This window comes from Streptomyces sp. NPDC001270 (assembly GCF_042896695.1).
Taxonomy (GTDB): domain Bacteria; phylum Actinomycetota; class Actinomycetes; order Streptomycetales; family Streptomycetaceae; genus Streptomyces.
This window is the reverse complement of the sequence record NZ_JBIAXM010000031.1, coordinates 43,384-65,990: the sequence shown is the minus strand read 5'-3', so window position 1 is coordinate 65,990 and position 22,607 is coordinate 43,384. Positions and strand designations below refer to the sequence as shown.

Genomic DNA, 22,607 nt, shown 5'->3' with positions numbered 1-22,607 from the left:
CACAAAGGGGTGCGCGTGGCGTGTACACCCCACCCACCTGGACGCCGTGCCCGGCCCGGTCCGCGCCGCCGAGACGGCGCGGACCGAGCCGGGCACGCGGACGGGCGTTCGAGCGGCCCGTGGCCGGGCGTTCGGGCGGGCGTGTGGGCAGGGCACGTTCGGGTGGGCTCGTGGGTGGCCGTTCGGGCGGCGTGGGTGGCCGTTCGGGTGGGCTCGTGGGCGGCCGGTCGGCCGGGTCAGAGCCGGGACACGTTCCGCTCGTACACGAGGCGCAGCCCGATCAGCGTCAGCCACGGCTCGTGCTCGTCGATGACCGACGACTCGCCCAGGACCATCGGCGCCAGCCCGCCCGTGGCGATCACCGTGACGTCGTCGGGATCGTCGGCCAGTTCCCCGGCCATCCGGCCCACCACGCCGTCGACCTGCCCGGCGAACCCGTACACGATCCCCGCCTGCATCGCCTCCACGGTGTTCTTGCCGATGACGCTGCGCGGCCGGGCCACCTCGATCTTCCGCAGTTGCGCGCCCTTGACCCCGAGCGCCTCGACGGAGATCTCGATACCGGGCGCGATGACCCCGCCGATGTACTCCCCGCGCGCGCTGACCGCGTCGAACGTCGTCGCCGTACCGAAGTCCACGACGATCGCCGGACCGCCGTACAGCTCGACGGCCGCGACGGCGTTGATGATCCGGTCGGCGCCGACCTCCTTGGGGTTGTCGGTGAGGATCGGCACGCCGGTCTTCACCCCGGGCTCCACCAGCACCGCGGGCACGTCCCCGTAGTAGCGCCGCGTCACCTCGCGCAGTTCGTGCAGCACCGACGGGACGGTCGCGCAGATCGCGATCCCGTCGATGCCGTCGCCCAGTTCCTCGCCGAGCAGCGGGTGCATGCCCATCAGCCCCTGGAGGAGCACCGCCAGCTCGTCCGCCGTGCGGCGGGCGTCCGTGGAGATCCGCCAGTGCTCGACGATGTCGTCGCCGTCGAACAGACCCAGCACGGTGTGCGTGTTGCCCACGTCGATCGTCAGGAGCATGGTCTTACTCCGCCTCGCGCAGGTCCAGGCCGATGTCCAGGATCGGCGACGAATGGGTCAGGGCACCGACGGCCAGGAAGTCCACACCGGTGTCCGCGTACGCCCTGGCGTTCCCCAGCGTCAGCCGGCCCGACGCCTCCAGCAGCGCCCGCCCGGCCACGAGGGCCACCGCCTCCTCGCACTCACCGGGCGTGAAGTTGTCCAGCAGGATCAGGTCCGCACCCGCGTCGACGACCTCGCGCAGCTGGTGCAGGGTGTCCACTTCGACCTCGATCGGCACGTCCGGGAACGCCTCCCGTACGGACGTGAAAGCCTGCGCGACCCCGCCGGCGGCGACCACGTGGTTGTCCTTGACGAGCGCCGCGTCCGACAGCGACATGCGGTGGTTGACCCCGCCGCCGCAGCGCACCGCGTACTTCTCCAGGGACCTGAGGCCCGGCGTCGTCTTGCGGGTGTCGCGCACCTTCGTCCGGGTGCCGTCGAGGACGTCCGCCCACGCGCGCGTGGCCGTCGCGACGCCCGACATGCGGCACAGCAGGTTCAGCGCGCTGCGTTCGGCCGTCAGCAGGTCACGCGTGCGCGCGGTGACCGACAGCAGCGGCTGCCCCGCCGCCACCCGGTCGCCGTCCTCCACGTGCCGCTCGACCTCGAACTCGTCGGTGCAGACCACCGAGACCACCGCCTCGGCGACCCGCAGGCCCGCCACCACGCCCGCCTCGCGCGCGGTGAAGTCGGCGGTGGCCCGGGCGTCCTCGGGGATGGTCGCGACGGTGGTCACGTCCTCGCCGCCCGCCAGGTCCTCCTGGACGGCGAGGCCCGCGATGTCCTCGACCTCCACCGGGTCGAGCCCGGCGTCGGCCAGGAGCTGGGCGAGCGCGGGGTCGAGCCCGCACTCCAGGTACGCCTCGTCGCCCGCACCGCCGCAGGCGCAGCCGTCGCCGCAGCCACCGGTCGGGGCGAGGGGAAGGTCGGGGGTGCTCACTTCTGTCACTGCTCCTGGGGACGGTACGGCCGGGTCGGGGGGAAGTCTGCGGTGTCCGTGGTGCGCACGGCCAGCGTGCGGTCCGGATTCAGCCGGACGACGATGTGGCGCCGCCAGTCGGTGTCGTCGCGGGCGGGCCGGTCCTCGCGCCAGTGGCAGCCGCGGGTCTCCTCGCGCAGCCGGGCGGCGGCGACCAGGACGCGGGCCACGCACAGGAGGTTGGTGGCCTCCCAGGTGTCGACGCCCGGCTCGGCGGTCTTGCCGTCCTCGTCGAGGGCGTCGCGGGCCTCGGCGTGCAGTCGCTGGAGCTGGTCGGCGGCCTTGGCGAGGGATGCGTCCGAGCGCAGGACGCCCGCGCCGTCGGTCATGATCCGCTGGATCGCGAACCGGGCCTCGGGGGCGAGCAGCGGGTACGCGGGCCGGTCCGGTCGCCCGGCGGCCTCCGGCCGGGGCGGGGTCGGGCCGGCGGCGGGCGCACCCCGCAGACCCCACGCCTGGTCCGCGTGGTCCGCATGGCCCGGATTCTCCGCCCACTCCGCCTGGTCCGCGTGGTCCGCCGCGATGTCGGCGGCGATCCGCTCGGCGTAGACCAGTCCCTCCAGCAGGGAGTTGGAGGCGAGCCGGTTGGCGCCGTGCACGCCGGTGCAGGCGACCTCGCCGCACGCGTACAGCCCGGGGACCGTGGTGCGGCCCCGGGAGTCGGTGCGGACGCCGCCGGAGGCGTAGTGGGCGGCCGGGGCGATCGGGATGGGCTCCCGGACCGGGTCGATGCCATGCGCGCGGCAGGCGGCCAGGATCGTCGGGAAGCGGTGTTCCCACATGTCCTGGCCGAAGTGCCGGGCGTCGAGGAACATGTGCCCGGCGTCCTGCTCCTGCATCCGGCGCATGATGGCCTTCGCGACGATGTCCCGGGGCGCCAGCTCGGCCAGTTCGTGCTGCCCGGCCATGAAGCGCACCCCGGCGGCGTCGACCAGATGGGCGCCCTCGCCGCGCACGGCCTCGGAGACCAGCGGCTGCTGCCCCTCCGCGTCGGCGCCGAGGAACAGCACGGTCGGGTGGAACTGCACGAACTCCAGGTCGGAGACCTCGGCGCCGGCCCGCAGGGCGAGCGCGACGCCGTCGCCCGTCGACACCGACGGGTTGGTGGTCGCCGAGAACACCTGGCCCATGCCGCCGGTCGCCAGCACCACGGTGGGGGCGTGCACGGCGCCCACGCCGTCGTGCTGGCCCTCGCCCATGACGTGCAGGGTCACGCCCGCCGTCCGGCCGGCCGCGTCCGTGAGCAGGTCGAGCACGAGCGCGTTCTCGATGGTGCGCACCCCGCGCGCGTGCGCGGCCTCCACGAGGGTCCGGGAGACCTCCGCGCCGGTGGCGTCGCCGCCGGCGTGCGCGATACGGCGGCGGTGGTGACCGCCCTCCCGGGTCAGCTCGATGCCGCCCTCGTCGTCCGTGTCGAAGTGGGCGCCGGTGGAGATCAGCCGCCGGACCGCGCCGGGCCCCTCGGTGACGAGGATCCGTACGGCCTCCTCGTCGCACAGGCCGGCGCCCGCGACCAGGGTGTCGTCCAGGTGCTGTTCGGGGGTGTCGCCCTCGCCGAGCGCCGCCGCGATGCCGCCCTGCGCCCAGCGGGTGGAGCCGTCGTCGAGCCGGGCCTTGGTGACGACGACGGTCCTGAGGCCGGCGGCCTCGCAGCGCAGGGCCGCGGTGAGACCGGCGACGCCGGAGCCGACGACCACCACGTCCGCGGCGATCGACCAGCCGGGCGCGGGTGCGTGCAGTCGTATGCCTGTGCTGCTGCCGGTGCTGGTGCCTGTGCTGGTCACGAGGCGGCTCCGAGGGTTCCGAAGGTGAGGGGGAGGTTGTCGATCAGCCGGGTCGTGCCGACCCGGGCGGCCAGGGCGAGGACGGCCTCACCGGTGAAGTCGTCGTCGATCTCGGTGAAGTCGGCCGGGTCGACGAGGGCCAGGTAGTCCAGTTCCAGCGGCGGGTCGTAGTGCGCGGCCTCGTCGAGGACGGCGCGGGCGGCGGCGCGGACGGCCGCCGCGGCTCCCGGTACGGCCTTGGCGACCGCGTGCGCGTCGGCGGCGGCCCGGGACTCCCCTATGGCGCTGAGCGCCTCGGCACGCGCACGCGTGGACGGCACTTCGAGGGCACGCGCGCGCAGCGCCTCCTGCGCGGCGTGCCGGTCGCGGCCCGCGAACAGGGCCCGGGACAGGGCGAGCGCCGTGCGCCGCTCGTCGATCGAGAGGTAGCGGTTGCGGCTCGACAGGGCGAGGCCGTCGGGTTCGCGCACGGTCGGTACGGCGACGACGTCGACGCCGAAGTTCAGGTCCCGCACCATGCGCCGGACCAGCGCCAGCTGCTGGGCGTCCTTCTGTCCGAACAGGGCGACGTCGGGGCGGGTGAGGTGGAGCAGTTTGGCGACGACCGTGAGCATGCCGTCGAAGTGCCCCGGCCGTGCGGCGCCCTCCAGCCGGTCGCCCATGGGGCCCGCGGCGATGCGCACCTGGGGCCGGCCGCCGGGGTAGACCTCGTCCACGGAGGGCGCGAACACGGCGTCGGCGCCGGACTGCTCGGCGATCTTCAGATCGGCTTCGAGGGTGCGCGGGTAGCGGTCCAGGTCCTCGCCCGCGCCGAACTGGAGCGGATTGACGAAGACGGTGACGATGACGAACCCCTTGCCGCCGACGCGCTCGCGCGCGGCCCGGACCAGGGTGGCGTGGCCCTCGTGCAGCGCGCCCATGGTCATGGCGACGGCGGTACCGCCCGGCACCGCGAACCGGTCGCGCAGCCGCGTCAGGTCGTCGGCCGTGGCGGCGAGTTCGAGACGGCGGCGGCTCATCGGTCCTCCCCGTTCCCGGCCGGGTCGGTGCCGTCCGTGCCGTCCGTGCCGTCCGTGCCGTTCCTGCCGCCGTCGGCGAGCACCCCGAGCAGGTCCTCGGCGAGTTCCGGCTTCAGCAGGCCGTGCGCCAGCGCCCGGTCGGCGGTCGCGCGGGCCATCGCCAGGTAGCCGGCAAGGCTCTGCGGGGCGTGCTTGCGCAACTCGTCGACGTGCGCGGCCACCGTACCCGCGTCCCCGCGCGCGACGGGCCCGGTCAGCGCCGCGTCACCGGAGCGCAGGGCGTTGTCCAGGGCGGCGCCGAGCAGCGGGCCCAGCATCCGGTCGGGCGCCTCGACGCCGGCCGCGCGCAGCAGTTCCATGGACTGCGCGACCAGGGTCACCAGGTGGTTGGAGCCGAGGGCGAGGGCCGCGTGGTAGAGCGGGCGCTTGTCCTCGTCGACCCACTCGGGCTCGCCACCCATTTCGATGACGAGCGCCTCGGCGGCCAGCCGCAGTTCCTCGGGGGCGGTGACGCCGAACGAGCAGCCGGCCAGCCGCTGGACGTCCACGGGGCTGCCGGTGAAGGTCATCGCGGGGTGCAGCGCGAGCGGCAGCGCGCCCGCGCGCAGGGCCGGGTCCAGCACCCGCGCGCCGTACCGCCCGGAGGTGTGCACGAGCAGTTGCCCCGGTCGTACGGCGCCGGTCTCCGCCAGTCCCGCCACGAGGCCCGGCAGGGTGTCGTCGGGGACGGTGAGCAGGACCAGGTCGGCGCGGCGCAGGACCTCGGCGGGCGGCACGACGGGCACGTCCGGCAGCAGCAGCGCGGCGCGGCGCCTGGAGGCGTCGGAGACCGCGGAGACGGCTGCCGGGTGGTGCCCGGCGAGTTGCAGGGACGCGGCCAGGGCCGGGCCCACCCGGCCGGCGCCGACGACGCCCACGGTCAGCCGCGCCGGGCGGTCCTTGAGGTCTGGCTGTTGGTCTGTACTCACGCGAGGGTGGCCTTCCCGTTCCAGTCCGCTCCGGGTACCGGACGATTTCTCGTCATGTTAACGCGATCGGATCGAGGGCCGGCCGGTCGTCCACAGGCTGTGGGTTTCCGTACCCCCGGACCTACCCGGAACACCGGGACCACCGGGAACACCAGGAACACCGGGAAGTGGGGGCCGCCGGGAAATGGGGCTGCCGCGCACAGCGGGGCACGGCATGATCCGGTGCATGAATGACACGGCTGGGCAGGACGAAGGCCCCTCGCGGCACGAGCAGGAGCAGGAGCGGCTGCGGCAGCGGCGGACGGCGGCGAACCGGAACGCACGGCACGCGCTGGCACGCGCGAGCATGCGGGCCACGATCCGCGAACGGCTCGAAGAACTGCGGGAGGCCGGCCCCGAGGTGTACGACCTGGACGAACAGGTCGACGCGTACGGCGACCGGATCGTGACCGCGCTGGAGGACCGGGTCGCCGCGCTGCTGGGCACGGAGGCCGCCGCGTTCTTCCCGACCGGCACGATGGCCCAGCAGGTGGCCCTGCGCTGCTGGGCGGCCCGCACCGGCAACACCACGGTCGCGCTGCACCCGCTGTCGCATCCCGAGGTGCACGAGCGGCACGCGCTCAGCCAGGTCTCCGGGCTGCGCCCGGTCCATGTGACCACCGCGGCCCGGCTCCCCACCGCCGAGGAGATACGCGCCCTGGGGGAGCCCTTCGGCACGCTGATGCTGGAGCTGCCCCTCCGGGACGCCGGTTTCGTCCTGCCCACCTGGGAGGAGCTGACCGAGGCCGTGGCGGCCGCCCGGGAGCGGGACGCCGTGGTGCACTTCGACGGGGCCCGGCTGTGGGAGTCGACCGTCCGTCTCGGCCGCTCCCTGGACGAGATCGCGAGCCTGGCGGACAGCGTCTACGTGTCGTTCTACAAGTCCCTCGGCGGCCTGAGCGGCGCCGCGCTCGCCGGCAGCAGGTCGCTGGTGGAGGACGCCAAGGTCTGGCGGCACCGGTACGGCGGCACGCTGTTCCAGCAGTTCCCGGCCGCGCTGTCGGCGCTCGTCGGGCTGGAGCGCGAGCTGCCCCGGCTGCCGGAGTACGTGCGGCACGCGCGCGTGGTGGCCGGCGCGCTGCGCGAGGGGTTCGCCGATGCCGGCCTGTCGTGGGCGAGCGTGCACCCCGAGGAGCCGCACACGCACCAGTTCCAGGTCTGGCTGCCGTACGAGCCGGACGTGGTCGCCGAGGCGGCGGTGCGGCAGGCCGAGGAGACCTCGGTCGCCCTGTTCATGGGCGCCTGGCAGTCCGGCGGCCCGAGCCTCGCCGTCACGGAGGTCACCGTCGGGGCGTCCGGGCTGGAGTGGACGGCGGACGACGTACGGACAGCCGTGGCGGAGTTCACCGCCCGGCTCCCGAAGAGGCCCCGGCCCGGCGCCTGACCCGGTCCGGCCGCCGGCCTGGCGCGGCTCGTGCTCCGGTCCGGCTGTCGGCGCGGTGCGGTTCCTGGTCCGGTCCGGTTCCTGGTCCGGTCCGGCCGCCGGCCAGTGGCGTACCGCCGCGCCGGGACGGCCTGACCGCCCCCTGGTCCACTGGCCCGGGACGGCCGCCGTCGATTGACGGCGGCCGTCAATCGACGGCGGCGTTGTCAGTGGCGGCGTGCACCATGGGGACATGAGCGTGCGCATCGACATCGCGGGGCTGCGGCCGGAGCGGATCGTCGTCGCGCCCTCACCCCTGGCCGAGCTGGGCATGGCGCTGCACGCGCTGGCGGAGCCGGGACACCACCCGGGTCTGCGCGGCTGGGCGGCCGAGGTGACCGCGCGGCTCGACGCGCACCTCGCCGACCGGATGTGCGAGGCGGACTTCCTGTGGCGGACGACGTTCTCGGACCTGTTCATGCCGTTCGCGGGCATCCCCGGCGCCGTCCCGGGCACCACCCTCGCCGAGGAGCTGGACCTGCTGGACAAGCTGGCGGACGGCGACTTCGTGGCCGCGGCCCTGGAGTACACGTGCGTGCTCACGTACGACAGCCACGCTCCGGACATCCTGTCGGACACCGTCCTGCGGCGCCGCGCCCTGGACGCGGCCGCCGCGCGCGGACCGCAGCAGGTGCGGTTCACCGAGCGACTGCTCGACGACCCGCCGAGCGTCCGGGCCTGGCTGCGACGGTTCCTGGAGGACTGCGACGCGGCGTTCTTCGCCGACACCTGGTCCCGGCTCAGCCACCAGATGACGGCGGACGCCCGGCACAAGACCGAGCTGCTGCGGCACAAGGGGCTGGCCGAGGCACTGGCCGCCGTCTCACCGGCCGTGACGCTGGACGAGACCGCCACGCGTATCACCGTGGACAAGCTCACCAAGGGCCGCACGGTCGCCACGAGCGGCCTGCTCCTGATACCGACGAACCTGGGCCGCCCACACCTGAGCGTGCTGCACCGCTACGGCTGGCAGCCCGCCCTGCACTACCCGCTCGCCTCCCCGGAGCCCGCCCCGCTCCCGTCGGTGGAACAGCTCACGCTGCGGATGACGGCGCTGTCCCACCCGGTGCGGATGCAGATATGCCGCCATCTGGCGCGCAGCGCGTACACCACGAGCGAGCTGGCCCAGGTGCACGGTCTGACCGCGCCCGAGGTGTCCCGGCACCTCAGGACGCTGAAGAAGGCGGGCCTGGTCTCCACCCGCCGCCGCGGCCGCTACGTACTGCACCAGCTGGACCTGACGGTCGTCGCCCGGCTGGGCGGCGACCTGCTGGCGGGGCTGCTGCGTTAGGCCGCCGCGCCCGGCCGGCCGAGTCCTGCCGGGCCGGCCAGGTCACCGCCCGGTCCTGCCCGGTCGGCCGTCGCAGGCCCGGTTCGGACCAGGGCCCGGGCCGGCGCGGCATGGCCCGGCTCAGTCGAAGCGGATGTGCCGCAGCCCCACGCCGGCCTGCCGGACCCGGGTCCGCAGCGGACCCTCGGTGTTGGGCAGCAGCGTCAGCCCGGCCAGCACCGCGATCCGGTCCGCCGTCTTGGCCACCGTGGAGTGGTCGGTCCACAGGTGCTCGGCGAACTCCGGCTCGCGCAGCCGCTCCAGGCAGTGGTCGAGCTGCTGGACGGCCCAACTCTCCCGGCGCAGCCCGGCGTTCTTCCCGGAGACGTACCGCAGCAGGTGTCCCAGGCCGCGCTCGCGCAACCGCTTCAGCACCGTCTCCCGCTCGGCGAGGAGCGTGAAGTGCCGGACGTCGTGGCCGAGTTCGCGCAGCCGGCCGACCGTCTCGGCGAAGTGGCCGGAGTCGGTCACCGTCATCGGCGCGATCACCACCCCGTCGTGCTTGCTCAGGGCGAGGTCGAGCACTTCGACGACGCCCTGCCGCCAGGCGGCCAGGTCCTGGAAGTCCGCGCGCAGTCCGGGCGGGAGCATGCGGTGCAGCCCGAAGCCGGGGTGCTCGGGGTCGCAGATCACACTGCCCGGCAGGCGGCGCTGGATCTCGTGCGCGGTCTGTGTCTTGCCGCCCCCGAAGGGGCCGTTGATCCACAGGAGCATGCGCACGACCCTATCGATGCCCTCGCATGCGGGTCAGCCCTGTCCGCCCGCTCGCACCAGACCCGTCTCGTACGCCAGGACCACCACCTGCACCCGGTCCCGCAGCCCCAGCTTGGTCAGGATGCGGCCGACGTGTGTCTTCACCGTCGCCTCGGACAGCACCAGCCGGGCCGCGATCTCGCCGTTCGACAGGCCCTGGGCGACCAGCACCATGACCTCGCGCTCGCGGTCGGTGAGCCGCTCCAGCTCCTTGTGCCGTGGTTGCGGGCCCGCGGTGGGCAGCATCGGGGCGAAGCGGTCGAGGAGGCGGCGGGTGGTGGAGGGGGCGACGACGGCGTCACCGCTGTGCACGGAGCGGATCGCGGCCAGCAGCTCGGCCGGCGGCACGTCCTTCAGCATGAAGCCGGAGGCCCCCGCCTTGAGCCCGGAGAAGGCGTACTCGTCGAGGTCGAAGGTGGTCAGGATCAGTACCTTCGGCGGATTGGGCGCGGAGCAGATGCGGCGAGTGGCCTCCACACCGTCCAGCTTCGGCATACGGACATCCATCAGGACGACGTCGACGGCGGTGGAGCGCAGCACCTGGAGGGCCTCGACGCCGTCCCCCGCCTCCGCGACGACCTCCATGTCCGGCTGGGCGGCCAGCACCATCCGGAAGCCGGTGCGCAGCAGCGCCTGATCGTCGACGAGCAGCACACGGATCGCCATCGGTTTCCTCTTCCGTTCCTCTTCCGTTTCCGGCTTCTCGGTCTCGGCGCCCCACCGGGTCAATGAGTGCATGGGTGTCCCACCGGGTCAATGCGCCGGTTTGAGCGGGAGCAGGGCACTGATGCGGAATCCTCCGCCCGGGCGGGGCCCCGCGTCGAGGGTGCCGCCGACCATACCGACCCGCTCGCGCATGCCGATCAGACCGTGGCCGCCGCCGTCGGCGCCGCCCTCCTCGTACAGCTCGTGCGGGGCGCCCCTGCCGTCGTCCTCGACGAGCAGGCCGAGCCCGTCGTCGAAATAGACCAGCCGCACGCTGGCCCCCGCGTCCGGCCCGCCGTGCTTGCGGGTGTTGGTCAGCGCCTCCTGCACGATCCGGTACGCGGTCAGCTCGACGCCGCTGGGCAGCGGGCGCGGGGTGCCCTCGACCTTGAAGTCGACGGGCAGCCCGGAGCTGCGGCACTGCTCGATCAGTTCGTCGATCTGCTCCACGTCGGGCTGCGGGACGTACTCGCCGCTCTCCTTGTGCTCACCGGTGCGCAGCACGCCCAGCAGACGGCGCATCTCGGCGAGTGCCTGACGGCCGGTGGAGGAGATCGTCTCCAGGGCCTTCTTCGCCTGGTCGGGCGCGGCGTCTAGGACGTAGGCGGCACCGTCGGCCTGCACCACCATCACCGACACGTTGTGCGCGACCACGTCATGCAGTTCGCGCGCGATCCGCGCGCGCTCGGCGGCGACCGCGACCTTCGACTGCGCCTCCCGCTCCTTCTCCAGCCGGGAGGCGCGCTCCTCCAGTTGCGCGAAGTAGGCGCGGCGCGTGCGCATGGAGTCGCCGAGCACCCAGGCGAGGGCGAACGGCACCGTCTGGAAGACCGCCATCGCGATCTGCCCCGCGTAGCTCGCGTCCTCGGCCGGCCAGCGGATCTGGGCGAGGGACGCCGCGCACAGACCGGCGACCAGGGCGAACCGGGAGGCCCACCGAACGCCGGTCGCGGCGACGGTGTAGACGATCACCAGCATGGCGAAGTCGGCGACGGTCGTCTCGATGTCCAGGACGAACTGGGCCACTCCGGTCGCGGCGGCCAGCAGCAGCATCGGCTCTGGCAGCCGGCGGCGCAGCGCTATGACGACGGACATCACGGCGGACACGGCCAGCGCGGCGCCGAGAGATCCATGGTGGTGCGACGCCCCGTTGATGTTGGTGACACCCACACAGGAGAGCCCGAACAGGACGACGGCCCAGAAGGAGTCGACCAGGGTCGGGTGTGTGCGGAGGTAGTCGTAGAGGCGCTGCACGTAACCCAGAGTAGGGAGGTGTGACGTGTGCAGGGGTCAACCGGAGGACCGATCCGAACCTGACGCGCGTACTCCGCTAGGTGGATGCCGTGATCATCTGCCCGCCTAGTCTGGTCGGATGACGGACGGGGCTACGAGCGGGGCCGCGGGGCCGACCACGGGCGGAACCGCGGACGGAACCGCGGACGGAATCGCGGACGGAATCGCGGACGGAATCGCGGAAGAAACCGCGGAAACCGCGCGTGGGAGCGCCCACGGAACCGGCGGAAACGCAAGCGGAAGCGGCGGGAACGCGGGCGGGACCGGCGGAAACGCGGGCGGGACCGGTGGTGCGGCGGTGGGCGGCGGCGCGTCGGGCGCGTGGCGTGGCTGGCGGTCGGCCGCCGAGGCGGCGCTCTACGGCCCGGACGGCTTCTACCGGCGGCCCGAGGGGCCGGCCGGCCACTTCCGCACCTCCGTGCACGCGTCGCCGCTGTTCGCCCGGGCGGTGGCGCGGCTGCTGTGCCTGGTCGACGAGGCGCTGGGACGGCCCGCGACGCTCGACTTCGTCGACATGGCGGCCGGGCGGGGCGAACTGGCCGGCGGGGTGCTCGCGGCGCTGCCCGCCGAGGTGGCCGCCCGCGCGCGGGGGTACGCCGTGGAGGTCGCCGCCCGCCCGGCGGGGCTCGACGAGCGAATCACCTGGCTGAGCGAGCCGCCCGCCAAGATCACCGGGCTGCTGTTCGCCAACGAGTGGCTGGACGACGTACCGCTGGAGGTCGCGGAGGTGGACGACGCGGGCGTGCCGCGGCTGGTGCTCGTGCGGGAGGACGGCGCCGAGCGGCTCGGCGAGCCCGTGGCGGGCGCCGAGGCGGCGTGGCTCGCGCGCTGGTGGCCGCTGCCGCCGGAGGAAGGGCTGCGCGCGGAGATCGGGCTGTCGAGGGACGTCGCGTGGGCGTCCGCCGTCGCCCGCGTCGAGCGGGGACTCGCGGTGGCCGTCGACTACGCGCACACCGTACGGTCGCGCCCGCCGTTCGGAACGCTCACCGGGTTCCGGGAGGGACGCGAGACGGCGCCCGTGCCGGACGGGTCGTGCGACATCACGGCGCACGTCGCCCTGGACGCGTGCGCCGCGCTGGACCCGTACGCGGCACCGGTCACCGGCGCGGACGCGGACGCGTACGGCGAGCAGGACGCCGGTGCGCCGCCCCGCACGGCGCGTACGCTCCCGGATGCACGCCTGCTCACACAACGTGACGCGCTGCACGCCCTGGGCCTCACCGGCGCACGTCCCCCGCTCGCGCTCGCCTCCACCGATCCCCCGGCGTACGTCCGGGCCCTCGCGAGCGCCGGTGCGGCCGCGGAACTCACCGCGCCCGGCGGCCTCGGCGACTTCGGCTGGCTGCTCCAGCCGGTCGGCATCCCGCACCCGCTCGGCACGGACCCGGCACCCGGCCGCGGACCCGCCCACCGGTGACGGCCCCGCCCACCGGCCGCTCGGCCCGCCCACGCACACGCCGCCCGCTCATCCGTCGCCCACGCGCGCGTGCCGCAGCCCCCGCGCGTCCGCGCCACTTGCCGTCACTTGTCGCCGTTTGCCGCCGTTTGCCGCTACTTGTCGATGTCCCCGACCACGAAGAACATCGACCCCAGGATCGCCACCATGTCCGCGACCAGCGTCCCGGGCAGCAGCTCGGTCAGCACCTGGATGTTGTTGTACGAGGCCGACCGCAGCTTGAGCCGGTACGGCGTCTTCTCGCCCTTGCTGACCAGGTAGTAGCCGTTGATGCCGAGGGGGTTCTCGGTCCACGCGTACGTGTGTCCCTCCGGCGCCTTCAGGACCTTGGGCAGCCGCTGGTTGATCGGCCCTGGCGGCAGCTCCGCGAGCCGGTCGAGGGCGGCGTCGGCCAGCTCCAGGGCGTTGTGCGTCTGCTCCAGGAGGCACTCGAAGCGGGCCAGGCAGTCGCCCTCCTGCCGGGTCACCACCCGCAACGTGTCCTGGAGCTGCCCGTACGCCAGGTACGGCTCGTCGCGCCGCAGGTCGAAGTCGACCCCGGCCGCCCGGGCGATGGGCCCGCTCACGCCGTACGCGTGCACGGTCTCAGGCGCGAGCGTCCCCACGCCGCGCGTGCGCCCGCGGAAGATCTCGTTGCCGAGGACCAGGTCGTCGAAGACGTCCATGCGGGAGCGCACCGCGGCGACGGCGGCACGCGCACGTGCCGTCCAGCCGGCCGGAAGATCGTCCTTGAGGCCGCCGACGCGGTTGAACATGTAGTGCATGCGCCCGCCGGAGACCTCCTCCATGACGTTCTGCAGCACCTCCCGCTCCCGGAACGCGTAGAAGACCGGGGTGATGCCGCCCAGCTCCAGCGGATAGGAGCCGAGGAACATCAGGTGGTTGAGCACCCGGTTCAGCTCGGCGAGCAGCGTGCGCGTCCACACCGCGCGCGCGGGCACCTCCATGCCGAGCATCCGCTCCACGGCGAGCACCACGCCCAGCTCGTTGGAGAACGCGGACAGCCAGTCGTGGCGGTTGGCGAGCATGATGATCTGGCGGTAGTCGCGCGCCTCGAAAAGCTTCTCCGCACCCCGGTGCATGTAGCCGATCACGGGGTGCGCCCGCACGATGCGCTCGCCGTCCAGCACGAGCCGCAGCCGCAGCACGCCGTGCGTGGAAGGGTGCTGAGGGCCGATGTTGAGCACCATGTCCGTGCTCTCCGCCGCACCGCCGATCCCGACCGTGGTCTCCGTCGTAGGAGTCATGCGTCCAGTCTCCCCTACGTAGGCTGGCCGTATGGAGACGGGCAGCCCGCGCGAGGCGGGAGCGGCGGGATCCGCGGACGCGCCGGGGACGACGGACGGGACCGGGACCACCGACGCGCCGGGGACGGTGTGGGCGGCGGGGACGGCGGGCGCCGAACCGGTGTGGAACGGGCTGCCGCCGGGGCTGCTGCGGATGCGCCGCATGCTGCTGTCGGTGTGGCTGGGAGCGGTCGCCCTGGCCGCGGGGCTGCTGCCCGGGCTGCTCGCCGGGCCGGCCTGGGCCGCCTTCGCGCTGCTGCCGCTCGCCCTGCTGGCCTGGGGCCTGCGGATGCTGGGCCGCAACTGGCGCTCCTGGCGGTACGCCGAGCGCGCCGACGACCTGCTGATCAGCCGCGGGGTCCTGTGGCGCGAGGAGACCGTCGTGCCCTACGGGCGGATGCAGCTCGTCGAGGTGACCTCCGGACCCGTGGAGCGGCACTTCGGGCTGGCCAGCGTCCAGCTGCACACCGCCGCCGCGGCCACCGACGCCACCATCCCCGGCCTCGACCCGGCCGAGGCGGAACGGCTGCGCGACCGGCTCACCGAACTGGGCGAGGCCCGATCGGCCGGCCTGTGAGCGCGCCGGGCGTCGAGGACGGCATACGGTCCGGGCGGACCGTGACCGAGCGGCGGCTGCACCCCGTGACGCCGCTGCGGCGGGCCTGGGCGCCGCTCGCCGTGCTCGCGGGCTGGGCGGTGCACGACCCGAACCAGGCACAGGAGCAGCTGACCAGGCTGACCACGGCATGGCTCCTCGCCGGGCTCGCCGTGCTGGTCCTGGCAGCCGCCCTCTACGGCTTCCTGTCCTGGTGGTTCACGCACTTCGCGGTGACCGACAGCGAACTGCGCATACGCACCGGCCTGTTGTTCCGGCGCACCGCGCACATCCGGCTGGACCGGATCCAGGCCGTCGACGTCACCCGTCCGCTCCTCGCGCGCGTGGCGGGCGTCGCGAAGCTGCGGATCGACGTCATCGGGACCGACAAGAAGGACGAACTCGCCTTCCTGAGCGAGCGCGACGCGCGGGCCCTGCGCGCGGAACTGCTCGCGCGCGCCGCCGGTTTCGCGCCCGAGACGGCGCACGAGGTCGGCGAGGCACCGCAGCGGCAGCTGATGCGGGTGCCCGCGCGCGACCTGGTGGTCTCCCTCGTGCTGTCCGGCGCCACCTGGGGTTCGCTGGTGGCCGCGCTCGTCGTACCGACCGTGCTCTTCCTGGCCACCCACAGCGTGTGGACGGTGCTCGCCACCGCACTGCCGCTGTTCGGCGCCGCGGGCGCACACAGCACGGGCCGGTTCGTCACCGAGTACGACTGGACGGTGGCCGAGTCCCCGGACGGGCTGCGGATCGACCACGGGCTGCTCGACCGGGCGCACGAGACGGTGCCGCCGGGACGGGTGCAGACGGTGCGGATCGTGGAGCCGCTGCTGTGGCGGCGGCGGAACTGGGTGCGGGTGGAACTGGACGTCGCCGGGTCGTCGAACGCGCTGCTCGTTCCGGTCGCCCCGCGCGCGGTCGCCGAATCGGTCATCGCGCGCGTGCTGCCCGATGTGGCCGTGCCGCGGTCGGTGCACCGCCCGCCGCGGCGCGCCTGGCGGTGCCTGCCGCTGTGGTGGCGCGGGCACGGCGTCGCGGTCACCGGCGCGGTGCTCGCGTCCCGGCACGGGCTGCTGTGCCGGAGCCTGTCGCTGGTGCCGCACGCCAAGGTGCAGAGCGTACGGCTCACTCAGGGCCCCTGGGAGCGCCTGTGGCGCCTTGCCGACGTGCATGTGGACACGGGAGCCGGCAAGACCGTCACGGCCCGTCTGCGGGACGTACAGGAGGCCGCGGAGCTGCTGCACGCGCAGGCGGAGCGGTCACGGACGGGACGCAGGGACGCGCCGCCGGACCGGTGGATGGCCTGAACCCGGGGACGTGCCGCCGGACCGACGAATGACCCGAACCCAGGTACGCGCCCCCGGACCGGTGAATCGCCTGAGCGCGCCCGCCCGTTCAGGAGGCCGCGTTCAGGAGGCCGCGCTCACGAGGCCGCGCTGCGCAGGCCCTGGAGGTCGATCTGTTCCGTCTCGTCGTGCGCCGTCAGGTCGATGACCTCGCCGCTGTCGCGCGTCTGCTCGTCGGCGGACGTCGACGCCACGCCGGACTCCGCTTCGTGGAGCGCGAGGGCCTCCTGGCCCACCACGTCGGCCAGATCCTCGTGCTGTACGGCGTCCAGGGGCGCCGACGGGGCGTCCGAGGGCGCCGACCGCGCGCCCTTCTCCATGCCGAAGAAGTCGAACCCGCCCTCGGCCGCCGCGCGCCGCGTGGGCGCGGCGGCCGGTACGACGGCCACCGCGGTCGGCACCGTGAAGTGCCCCGCGGGCCGCTGCACGGAACTGGTGGACGCGGCAGCCTCCGGTGTGGTGCCGGCGGCCGCCTGCTCGTGCGCGGCGACCGCCTCGGGCTTCCCCTCCGCCTCGTCCTCCGGGGCGGAATCCACGGCAGGCTCCGTGGCGGAATGCGCAGTGGAATCCGCGGCGGGATCCATGGCGGACCCCGTGACGGACTCCGCGACCCGCTCCGCGCGGTCCGTGCTCGGCCGCGCCCCGGTGGCCGTCCGCGTCACGCCGTCGACCCTGCGCTCCCCTTCGGGCGCGGCGGCCGGGGCGGATCCGGAGGCGCGCTCGACGGCGGGACCGGCCGCGGCTGCCTCCTCACCGTCGCCGGAACGGGACACGGAACCGGACTTGGACGCCCTCTCGCCGTCAGCGCCACGAGTCCCGGACGCCTCCTCGCCGTCGGCGGAACGGGACGCGGAACAGGGCTTGGACACCCCCTCGCCGTCGGCGAAGCGGGACAGCGCCGCCCGGGCCCGCCGGAACAGTTCGGAGCCCTCCGGGGAGAACACCGCGAAAGCCGTCGGCCTCTCCCCGGCCGCCCCGGACCGCCCCGCACGTGCCTCGGGTTCGCCGGCCGCGCCGCCGGAGTCCGCCGCGCGCGCCTCGGCCGCGACGGCCCCGGACGCCAGGTCCCGGGAGGATCCGAGGGCCCTGGACCCGGCTGCCCCGGACTCGACCGCCCGAGCGCCGGCAGCTCCGGACTCGACCGCCCTGAACTCGACGGACCGGGTGTCGACGGCCCGGGAGTCGGCCGCCCGCGACTCGGCCGTACCCCGCACCGGACCGGCCGCCGGCGGCAACGCGCGCGCGGGCACGGCCTCCAACTCCAGCAGCCGGCGGCCCTCCAGGGCGCTGGCGCGCTCGGTCTCCGCCGTGGCGTACCGCCGCAGCAGCGCGGCGTGCTCGTTGCGCAGCCCCGTCAGCTCCGCCCGCTTGGCGCGCAGCCGCTGCTCCAGCTTGCCGCGCAGTTCGCGCGACTCCTCCAGATCGGTCTCCAGTTCGGCGACCCGTTCCTCGTGACGCCACTCGTCACCGGCACGCGCGCGTGTGAGGTCGGCGACCTCTTTGCCCGCATGGGTGTCCCAGCGGCGCATCACGACCGCGCCCACGACCGCCGTCGCCGCGGCGGCCGCGGACAGCGAGCGGAGCACCAGCGGTTCCGAGAACACCCAGGGACCCGACGCGCAGACGAGGGAGACGCCGGCGATCGCCGACGGCGGCAACAGCCTGTGCAAAGGCGGGGAATGGCGGTGACGTCCACGTGGCATGGCCAGAAACTTACCGCGCGTAGGCGAATCCTGGTTGCCCACCCCGCAAAAACACAGTCATTCCGAAGCCTTCTCGCGACATCCGCAACGCCCCGGGCGGAGTTCCCTCCGCCGAATTCCCCAAGATCATTTTCAACGGACGGTCAATCGCTCGCTCAGCCACTGCAACATGGCCGGGATCTCGCGCCTCCAGGTGTTGAAGTTGTGGCCGCCGCTGTCCAGGATGATCGACGAGATCCGGGTCAGCTTCGTGGCTTCCACGCGTTTGATGAATTCCAGCGTGGCCTTGTAGTTGGTCTCGCCGACCTTGCTGCTGCTGACGAGCAGTGAGGTGTCGGGCGCCGGCTCGTGGTCGAGGAACCACCGCAGATCCGCGCGATTGCGCAGCGCCTTGTCGCCGTGGAAGAGATCGCCGGTCGTGGGATCGATCGGCGCCTTGTAGTACGGCGACAGACCCGCGCCCGCCGCGTACACATCGGGATGGTGCATCGCGAGCTTCAGGGCGCAGTAACCGCCGGTGGAATCGCCGGCGATGCCGAGGCCGCCCGGATTTCCGCTCACCCGGTAGTGGGCGCGCAGTGCCTCGGGCAGATCCCTGGCGAAGAACGTCTCGGCGCGCGGGCCGCCCGGCACGTCCACGCACTCGGTGTCCCGCGGCGGCGCCACCGTCGGCCGCAGCATCACCAGGATCATCGGCTGCATGCGCCCTTCCTGGGCGAGTTCCCGCGCGGTACGCGGATAGTGCAGCTTGTCCACCAGGGAGCGCGCCGTGCCGGGGTACCCGGTGAGGACGACGGCCGCCGGGAACCTGCGCGTGGCGTGCCCCGGCTGGAAGTACTCGGGCGGCAGGTACACGTACGCGGGGGTGACGATGTGCGTCGTCCGCCCCATGACGTTGACCTGCTGCACCTCCCCGGTCCTCTGCGGCAGCGATCCGCTCGTCCCGAGCACCCGCGTGGTGCCGACCACCTGGACCGGGCCGTCGAACCGGGCGGCGTGGTCGACGACGACGCCCTGGCCGGTCTCCTGCCCGAACAGGTCGGCCCAACTGGCGTAGAAGCCGAAGGACTGGTTGGCCGCGAGCCCCACAGAGGCGAACAGCGCCACCTGGGTGGCCAGAAGAAGGGCGACCCGGCCGCTGACGGCCGGCCAGGTCGCGCGGGCCAGCCGCGGCCAGATCCACACGGTGCCCGCGAACAGCAGCACCGCGGACCCGACTGCCAGCACCAGCACTTTGTCGCTCGTGAGACCCATGGGCTTCCCCTGCCTGCGCTTTCCGCCCACGGCCCGCCGACGCTCTCGTCGCGAGGGCTTGCCCCGGGCTTTCCGTTGCCTTTGAACCGGTTTTCCGGTGGGGAGTGAACCTCCCCGGTCGAGACACCGTCCTAGAGGGCGCAATGTCGCCGGATGCCCGATCGGCACCGGGTTCAAGGTCTCTCGCAGAACTACGGGATGCGATGTCTGTCAGGATAGATGGGGATGTGTCGGGCGAGGTTCCGAGGCGGCCGAGCGCGGCGCGGCGCATACTCCGCGGCCCGCGCCCCGAAGCCGTCCCCGCCCTGATCGGCCGGGCGGGCGCCTTCGTGGGCCTCCTGGACATCGCGGCCAGTGTCTTCCCGCGCTTCAGGCACAGCCGCATGCACGCGCTGGCCGAGGTGCTGCCCGGCGCCCTCGGCCCCTTCGCCGCCGCGCTCTCGCTCAGCACCGGCGTGCTCCTGCTGCTGCTCGCGCACGGGCTCAAACGGCGCAAGCGCCGGGCGTGGCGGGCCGCGGTCGCGCTGCTGCCGGCCGGCGCGGTGGCGCAGTTCGCCTACCGGCACTCCGTCATCGGAGCGCTCATCTCGCTGGTGCTGCTCGTGGCGCTGCTGCGCCACCGCGGCGAGTTCGCCGCCCTGCCCGACCCGCGCAGCCGCTGGCGCGCGGTCGCCAACTTCGTCCTCATGGGGGCCGGTTCCCTCGCCCTCGGCCTGGTCATCGTCAGCGTCCACCCGAGGCGGACGATCGGCGACCCGAGCCTGGCCGACCGCCTGACGCACGTCCTGTACGGCCTGTTCGGCTTCGAGGGACCCGTCGACTACCGGGGCGCCACCTCCTGGACGGTCGCCTTCTCCCTCGGCGCCCTCGGCCTGCTCACCGCGGTCACCACCATCTACCTCGCCTTCCGCCCGGAACACCCGGCCGCGCGCCTGACCGAGGAGGACGAGGCCCGGCTGCGCGCGCTGCTGGTGAAACACGGCGGGCGCGACTCCCTCGGCCACTTCGCGCTGCGCCGCGACAAGGCGGTCGTGTTCTCACCCAGCGGCAAGGCGGCCGTGACCTACCGCGTGGTCTCCGGCGTGATGCTCGCCAGCGGCGACCCGATCGGCGACGTCGAAGCCTGGCCCGGCGCCATCGAACGCTTCATGGACGAGGCCACGGCCCACTCGTGGACCCCCGCCGTGATGGGCTGCTCGGAGACCGGCGGCGAGGTGTGGACCCGGGAGACCGGCCTGGACGCGCTGGAACTCGGCGACGAGGCGGTGGTGGACGTCGCGGATTTCTCGCTGGCCGGACGCGCGATGCGCAACGTCCGGCAAATGGTCAAGCGGATCGAACGAGCGGGTTACGAAACCCGGGTCCGGCACATTCGTGATCTCAGCGAGGGAGAACTCGAACGCATCCGGCGGGCTGCCGAGGACTGGCGCGGCACCGACACCGAGCGCGGCTTCTCCATGGCGCTCGGCCGCATCGGCGACCCGGCCGACGGCGACTGCCTGATCGCCACCGCGCACCGGTCCGACGGCGCCACACCGGACGGCGCCACACCGGGTGCCGCGCGGAGCGAGGACCAGCCCGGCCCGTACGGCGACCTGAAGGCCATCCTGCACTTCGTGCCCTGGGGCAAGGACGGCGTGTCCCTGGACCTGATGCGCCGCGACCGGACGGCCGACCCGGGCATGAACGAACTGCTGATCGTCGCCGCCCTCCAGGCGGCGCCGAAGCTCGGCATCACCCGGGTCTCGCTCAACTTCGCGATGTTCCGCTCGGCCCTGGCCCGCGGCGAGAAGATCGGCGCGGGACCGGTGCTGCGCGCCTGGCGCGGGCTGCTGGTCTTCCTCTCGCGCTGGTTCCAGATCGAGTCGCTGTACAAGTTCAACGCCAAGTTCCAGCCACGCTGGGAGCCGCGGTTCGTCGTCTACCGCGCCTCCGGCGACCTGCCCCGCATCGGGCTCGCCGCCATGCAGGCGGAGGGCTTCGTGAGCCTCGCCCTGCCGCTGCCGCGCTTCCTGCGGCGCCGCTCGGCCGCCGCCGCCCGCGCGTGCGCCCACAGCGTGCCGGAACGGGACGTACGAGCCGCCTGAGCCGCGCCGGGCCGGGCACTCTGCCCGTCCCGCCCGGGGCCTACGCTGAGCATATGAACTACCAGAGCGGCCGTGGCCGAGTGGCGGGCCTTCCGGCATGGGACCGCTGCGCGGTCATGGGCGTCGTGAACGTGACCCCCGACTCCTTCTCCGACGGCGGCCGCTTCTTCGACACGTCCGCCGCCGTCAAACACGGCCTCGACCTCGTCGCCGAGGGAGCCGATCTGGTCGACGTCGGCGGCGAGTCCACCCGCCCCGGTGCGACCCGCGTGGACGAGTCCGAGGAGCTGAGGCGGGTCGTCCCCGTCGTCCGCGGCCTCGCCGCCGAGGGCGTCGTCGTCTCCGTCGACACCATGCGCGCCTCGGTCGCCGCGCAGTCCCTCGCGGCAGGCGCCGTCCTCGTCAACGACGTCAGCGGCGGTCTCGCCGACCCCGCGATGATCCCGGTGGTGGCCGAGGCGGGCGCCCCCTTCGTCGTCATGCACTGGCGCGGCTTCCTGGAAGGCAGCACCGTCCAGGGCGTGTACGAGGACGTCGTCACCGAAGTCGTCGACGAACTCCACGCGCGCGTGGAGGCGGTCCTGGCGGGCGGCGTCGCCGCCGACCGCGTCGTCGTCGACCCCGGACTCGGCTTCTCCAAGGATGCCGGGCACGACCTCACCCTCCTCGCCCACCTCGACCGCCTGCTCACCCTGGGCCACCCGCTGCTGGTCGCCGCCTCCCGCAAGCGGTTCCTCGGCCGGGTCCTGGCCGGCCCGGAGGGCGCGCCGCCGCCCGCCCGGGAGCGCGACGCCGCCACCGCCGCCGTCTCCGCGCTCGCCGCGCAGGCCGGCGCCTGGGCCGTGCGCGTCCACGAGGTGCGCGCCACGGCGGACGCGGTACGCGTGGCCCGAGCCGTGCAGGAGGCGCGCGACCCGGAGCACCCGGCGCACGGCACGCCGGTCGCGGGCCCCGCACGCGGCACCGGAGCAAGCCGGTGAGCGCCGCCCGCACGGACGTCGAACAGGTCGAGCTGGCCAACACCGCCTACTACGAGGCGATGGAGGAGGGTGACTTCGAGAAGCTGTCCTCGCTCTGGCTCGACCCGGCCGACCTGGGCGTCGACGAGGAATACCACGATCCGGCGGACACCGGCGTGATGTCCTGCGTGCACCCCGGCTGGCCGGTGCTCACCGGCCGCGGCGAGGTCCTGAGGTCGTACGCGCTGATCATGGCGAACACCGACTACATCCAGTTCTTCCTCACCGATGTGCACGTCTCCGTCACCGGTGACACCGCCCTGGTGACCTGTACCGAGAACATCCTCAGCGGCGGACCCGCCCCCGAGGCCGGCGCGGAGCTGGGCCCGCTGGTCGGCCAGCTCGTCGTCGCCACGAACGTGTTCCACCGCACATCCGACGGCTGGAAGCTCTGGTCGCACCACGCCTCCCCGGTTCTGACCGAAAACAATGAGGCCGAGGACGACGACTCTCCGGCCTGAGCGGGTAGGCGCCTGCCAGGAACCGGGAAGT

19 protein-coding genes are annotated in these 22,607 nt (G+C 73.8%); 8 read left to right on the top strand and 11 right to left on the bottom strand.

Going from position 1 to position 22,607, the window contains the following annotated elements; translation table 11 throughout:
* Nucleotides 1-236: 236 nt before the first annotated feature.
* The 5 genes from ACFY2B_RS36340 to ACFY2B_RS36320 are packed head-to-tail and all read right to left on the bottom strand — an operon-like array spanning nucleotide 237 to nucleotide 5,826.
* On the bottom strand, nucleotides 237-1,034 hold the full coding sequence (locus tag ACFY2B_RS36340; RefSeq protein WP_390767312.1) for a type III pantothenate kinase: 798 nt from the start codon (nucleotides 1,032-1,034) through the stop codon (nucleotides 237-239).
* A gap of 4 nt (nucleotides 1,035-1,038) precedes the next feature.
* A complete protein-coding gene (gene nadC, locus ACFY2B_RS36335; protein ID WP_390767311.1) occupies nucleotides 1,039-2,016 on the bottom strand; it encodes a carboxylating nicotinate-nucleotide diphosphorylase in 978 nt (325 codons plus the stop codon).
* Nucleotides 2,017-2,021: 5 nt separating this feature from the next.
* Nucleotides 2,022-3,839, bottom strand: a complete 1,818-nt coding sequence (locus ACFY2B_RS36330; protein WP_390767310.1) for an L-aspartate oxidase — start codon at nucleotides 3,837-3,839, stop codon at nucleotides 2,022-2,024.
* Nucleotides 3,836-4,858 (bottom strand): pantoate--beta-alanine ligase, encoded by a 1,023-nt coding sequence (panC, locus tag ACFY2B_RS36325; RefSeq protein WP_390767309.1) that lies wholly within the window; start codon nucleotides 4,856-4,858, stop codon nucleotides 3,836-3,838. Before panC ends, ACFY2B_RS36330 begins: the two co-directional genes overlap by 4 nt.
* Complete coding sequence (locus tag ACFY2B_RS36320; protein WP_390767308.1) at nucleotides 4,855-5,826, bottom strand: Rossmann-like and DUF2520 domain-containing protein; 972 nt, start codon at nucleotides 5,824-5,826, stop codon at nucleotides 4,855-4,857. Before ACFY2B_RS36320 ends, panC begins: the two co-directional genes overlap by 4 nt.
* Before the next feature lie 226 nt (nucleotides 5,827-6,052).
* Here ACFY2B_RS36320 and ACFY2B_RS36315 point away from each other — a divergent pair, with 226 nt between their 5' ends.
* On the top strand, nucleotides 6,053-7,249 hold the full coding sequence (locus tag ACFY2B_RS36315; RefSeq protein ID WP_390767307.1) for a threonine aldolase family protein: 1,197 nt from the start codon (nucleotides 6,053-6,055) through the stop codon (nucleotides 7,247-7,249).
* A 232-nt stretch (nucleotides 7,250-7,481) separates the two neighbouring features.
* On the top strand, nucleotides 7,482-8,579 hold the full coding sequence (locus ACFY2B_RS36310) for a DUF5937 family protein (protein WP_390767306.1): 1,098 nt from the start codon (nucleotides 7,482-7,484) through the stop codon (nucleotides 8,577-8,579).
* A 120-nt stretch (nucleotides 8,580-8,699) separates the two neighbouring features.
* Here the strand turns inward: ACFY2B_RS36310 and ACFY2B_RS36305 are convergent, their stop codons facing one another.
* From ACFY2B_RS36305 to ACFY2B_RS36295, 3 genes are all read right to left on the bottom strand, one after another.
* Entirely contained in the window at nucleotides 8,700-9,332 is a 633-nt protein-coding gene (locus tag ACFY2B_RS36305) for an AAA family ATPase (protein ID WP_390767305.1), read from the bottom strand.
* Between the two features lie 33 nt (nucleotides 9,333-9,365).
* Nucleotides 9,366-10,037, bottom strand: a complete 672-nt coding sequence (locus tag ACFY2B_RS36300; protein WP_390767304.1) for a response regulator — start codon at nucleotides 10,035-10,037, stop codon at nucleotides 9,366-9,368.
* 87 nt (nucleotides 10,038-10,124) lie between these two features.
* Entirely contained in the window at nucleotides 10,125-11,330 is a 1,206-nt protein-coding gene (locus ACFY2B_RS36295) for a sensor histidine kinase (RefSeq protein WP_390767303.1), read from the bottom strand.
* Nucleotides 11,331-11,667: 337 nt separating this feature from the next.
* Between ACFY2B_RS36295 and ACFY2B_RS36290 the strand changes: the two genes are divergently transcribed.
* A complete protein-coding gene (locus ACFY2B_RS36290) occupies nucleotides 11,668-12,786 on the top strand; it encodes an SAM-dependent methyltransferase (protein ID WP_390767302.1) in 1,119 nt (372 codons plus the stop codon).
* A gap of 134 nt (nucleotides 12,787-12,920) precedes the next feature.
* Here the strand turns inward: ACFY2B_RS36290 and ACFY2B_RS36285 are convergent, their stop codons facing one another.
* Entirely contained in the window at nucleotides 12,921-14,072 is a 1,152-nt protein-coding gene (locus ACFY2B_RS36285) for an NADH-quinone oxidoreductase subunit D (protein WP_390767301.1), read from the bottom strand.
* 193 nt (nucleotides 14,073-14,265) lie between these two features.
* Here ACFY2B_RS36285 and ACFY2B_RS36280 point away from each other — a divergent pair, with 193 nt between their 5' ends.
* Both ACFY2B_RS36280 and ACFY2B_RS36275 read left to right on the top strand, forming a co-directional pair.
* Nucleotides 14,266-14,688, top strand: coding sequence for a PH domain-containing protein (locus ACFY2B_RS36280; protein ID WP_390767348.1), 423 nt, complete (start codon nucleotides 14,266-14,268; stop codon nucleotides 14,686-14,688).
* Nucleotides 14,685-16,013 carry a PH domain-containing protein gene (locus ACFY2B_RS36275; RefSeq protein WP_390767300.1) on the top strand — a complete coding sequence of 443 codons (1,329 nt, stop codon included), beginning with the start codon at nucleotides 14,685-14,687 and terminating at the stop codon, nucleotides 16,011-16,013. The genes ACFY2B_RS36280 and ACFY2B_RS36275 overlap by 4 nt, the downstream gene beginning before the upstream one ends.
* A gap of 116 nt (nucleotides 16,014-16,129) precedes the next feature.
* Here ACFY2B_RS36275 and ACFY2B_RS36270 read toward each other — a convergent pair whose 3' ends face one another.
* Nucleotides 16,130-17,755, bottom strand: coding sequence for a hypothetical protein (locus tag ACFY2B_RS36270; RefSeq protein ID WP_390767299.1), 1,626 nt, complete (start codon nucleotides 17,753-17,755; stop codon nucleotides 16,130-16,132).
* A gap of 132 nt (nucleotides 17,756-17,887) precedes the next feature.
* The gene (locus ACFY2B_RS36265; protein ID WP_390767298.1) at nucleotides 17,888-19,009 is read right to left on the bottom strand and encodes an alpha/beta hydrolase; all 1,122 of its coding nucleotides are present in this window, start codon (nucleotides 19,007-19,009) and stop codon (nucleotides 17,888-17,890) included.
* Nucleotides 19,010-19,236: 227 nt separating this feature from the next.
* Between ACFY2B_RS36265 and ACFY2B_RS36260 the strand changes: the two genes are divergently transcribed.
* From ACFY2B_RS36260 to ACFY2B_RS36250, 3 genes are read left to right on the top strand one after another with little or no spacing between them, the layout of a single operon-like run.
* On the top strand, nucleotides 19,237-21,096 hold the full coding sequence (locus ACFY2B_RS36260) for a phosphatidylglycerol lysyltransferase domain-containing protein (protein WP_390767297.1): 1,860 nt from the start codon (nucleotides 19,237-19,239) through the stop codon (nucleotides 21,094-21,096).
* Between the two features lie 53 nt (nucleotides 21,097-21,149).
* Nucleotides 21,150-22,076 carry a dihydropteroate synthase gene (gene folP, locus ACFY2B_RS36255; RefSeq protein WP_390767296.1) on the top strand — a complete coding sequence of 309 codons (927 nt, stop codon included), beginning with the start codon at nucleotides 21,150-21,152 and terminating at the stop codon, nucleotides 22,074-22,076.
* Complete coding sequence (locus ACFY2B_RS36250) at nucleotides 22,073-22,576, top strand: nuclear transport factor 2 family protein (RefSeq protein ID WP_390767295.1); 504 nt, start codon at nucleotides 22,073-22,075, stop codon at nucleotides 22,574-22,576. Before folP ends, ACFY2B_RS36250 begins: the two co-directional genes overlap by 4 nt.
* The last annotated feature ends 31 nt before the right edge of the window (nucleotides 22,577-22,607 follow it).

Coding starts and splice junctions, on each gene's coding strand:
- ACFY2B_RS36310 (WP_390767306.1), top strand. CDS start 7,482: ATGAGCGTGCGCATCGACATCGCGGGGCTGCGGCCGGAGCGGATCGTC.
- ACFY2B_RS36285 (WP_390767301.1), bottom strand. CDS start 14,072: ATGACTCCTACGACGGAGACCACGGTCGGGATCGGCGGTGCGGCGGAG.
- ACFY2B_RS36315 (WP_390767307.1), top strand. CDS start 6,053: ATGAATGACACGGCTGGGCAGGACGAAGGCCCCTCGCGGCACGAGCAG.
- ACFY2B_RS36265 (WP_390767298.1), bottom strand. CDS start 19,009: ATGGGTCTCACGAGCGACAAAGTGCTGGTGCTGGCAGTCGGGTCCGCG.
- panC (WP_390767309.1), bottom strand. CDS start 4,858: ATGAGCCGCCGCCGTCTCGAACTCGCCGCCACGGCCGACGACCTGACG.
- ACFY2B_RS36270 (WP_390767299.1), bottom strand. CDS start 17,755: ATGCCACGTGGACGTCACCGCCATTCCCCGCCTTTGCACAGGCTGTTG.
- ACFY2B_RS36300 (WP_390767304.1), bottom strand. CDS start 10,037: ATGGCGATCCGTGTGCTGCTCGTCGACGATCAGGCGCTGCTGCGCACC.
- ACFY2B_RS36280 (WP_390767348.1), top strand. CDS start 14,266: ATGCGCCGCATGCTGCTGTCGGTGTGGCTGGGAGCGGTCGCCCTGGCC.
- folP (WP_390767296.1), top strand. CDS start 21,150: ATGAACTACCAGAGCGGCCGTGGCCGAGTGGCGGGCCTTCCGGCATGG.
- ACFY2B_RS36305 (WP_390767305.1), bottom strand. CDS start 9,332: ATGCTCCTGTGGATCAACGGCCCCTTCGGGGGCGGCAAGACACAGACC.
- ACFY2B_RS36340 (WP_390767312.1), bottom strand. CDS start 1,034: ATGCTCCTGACGATCGACGTGGGCAACACGCACACCGTGCTGGGTCTG.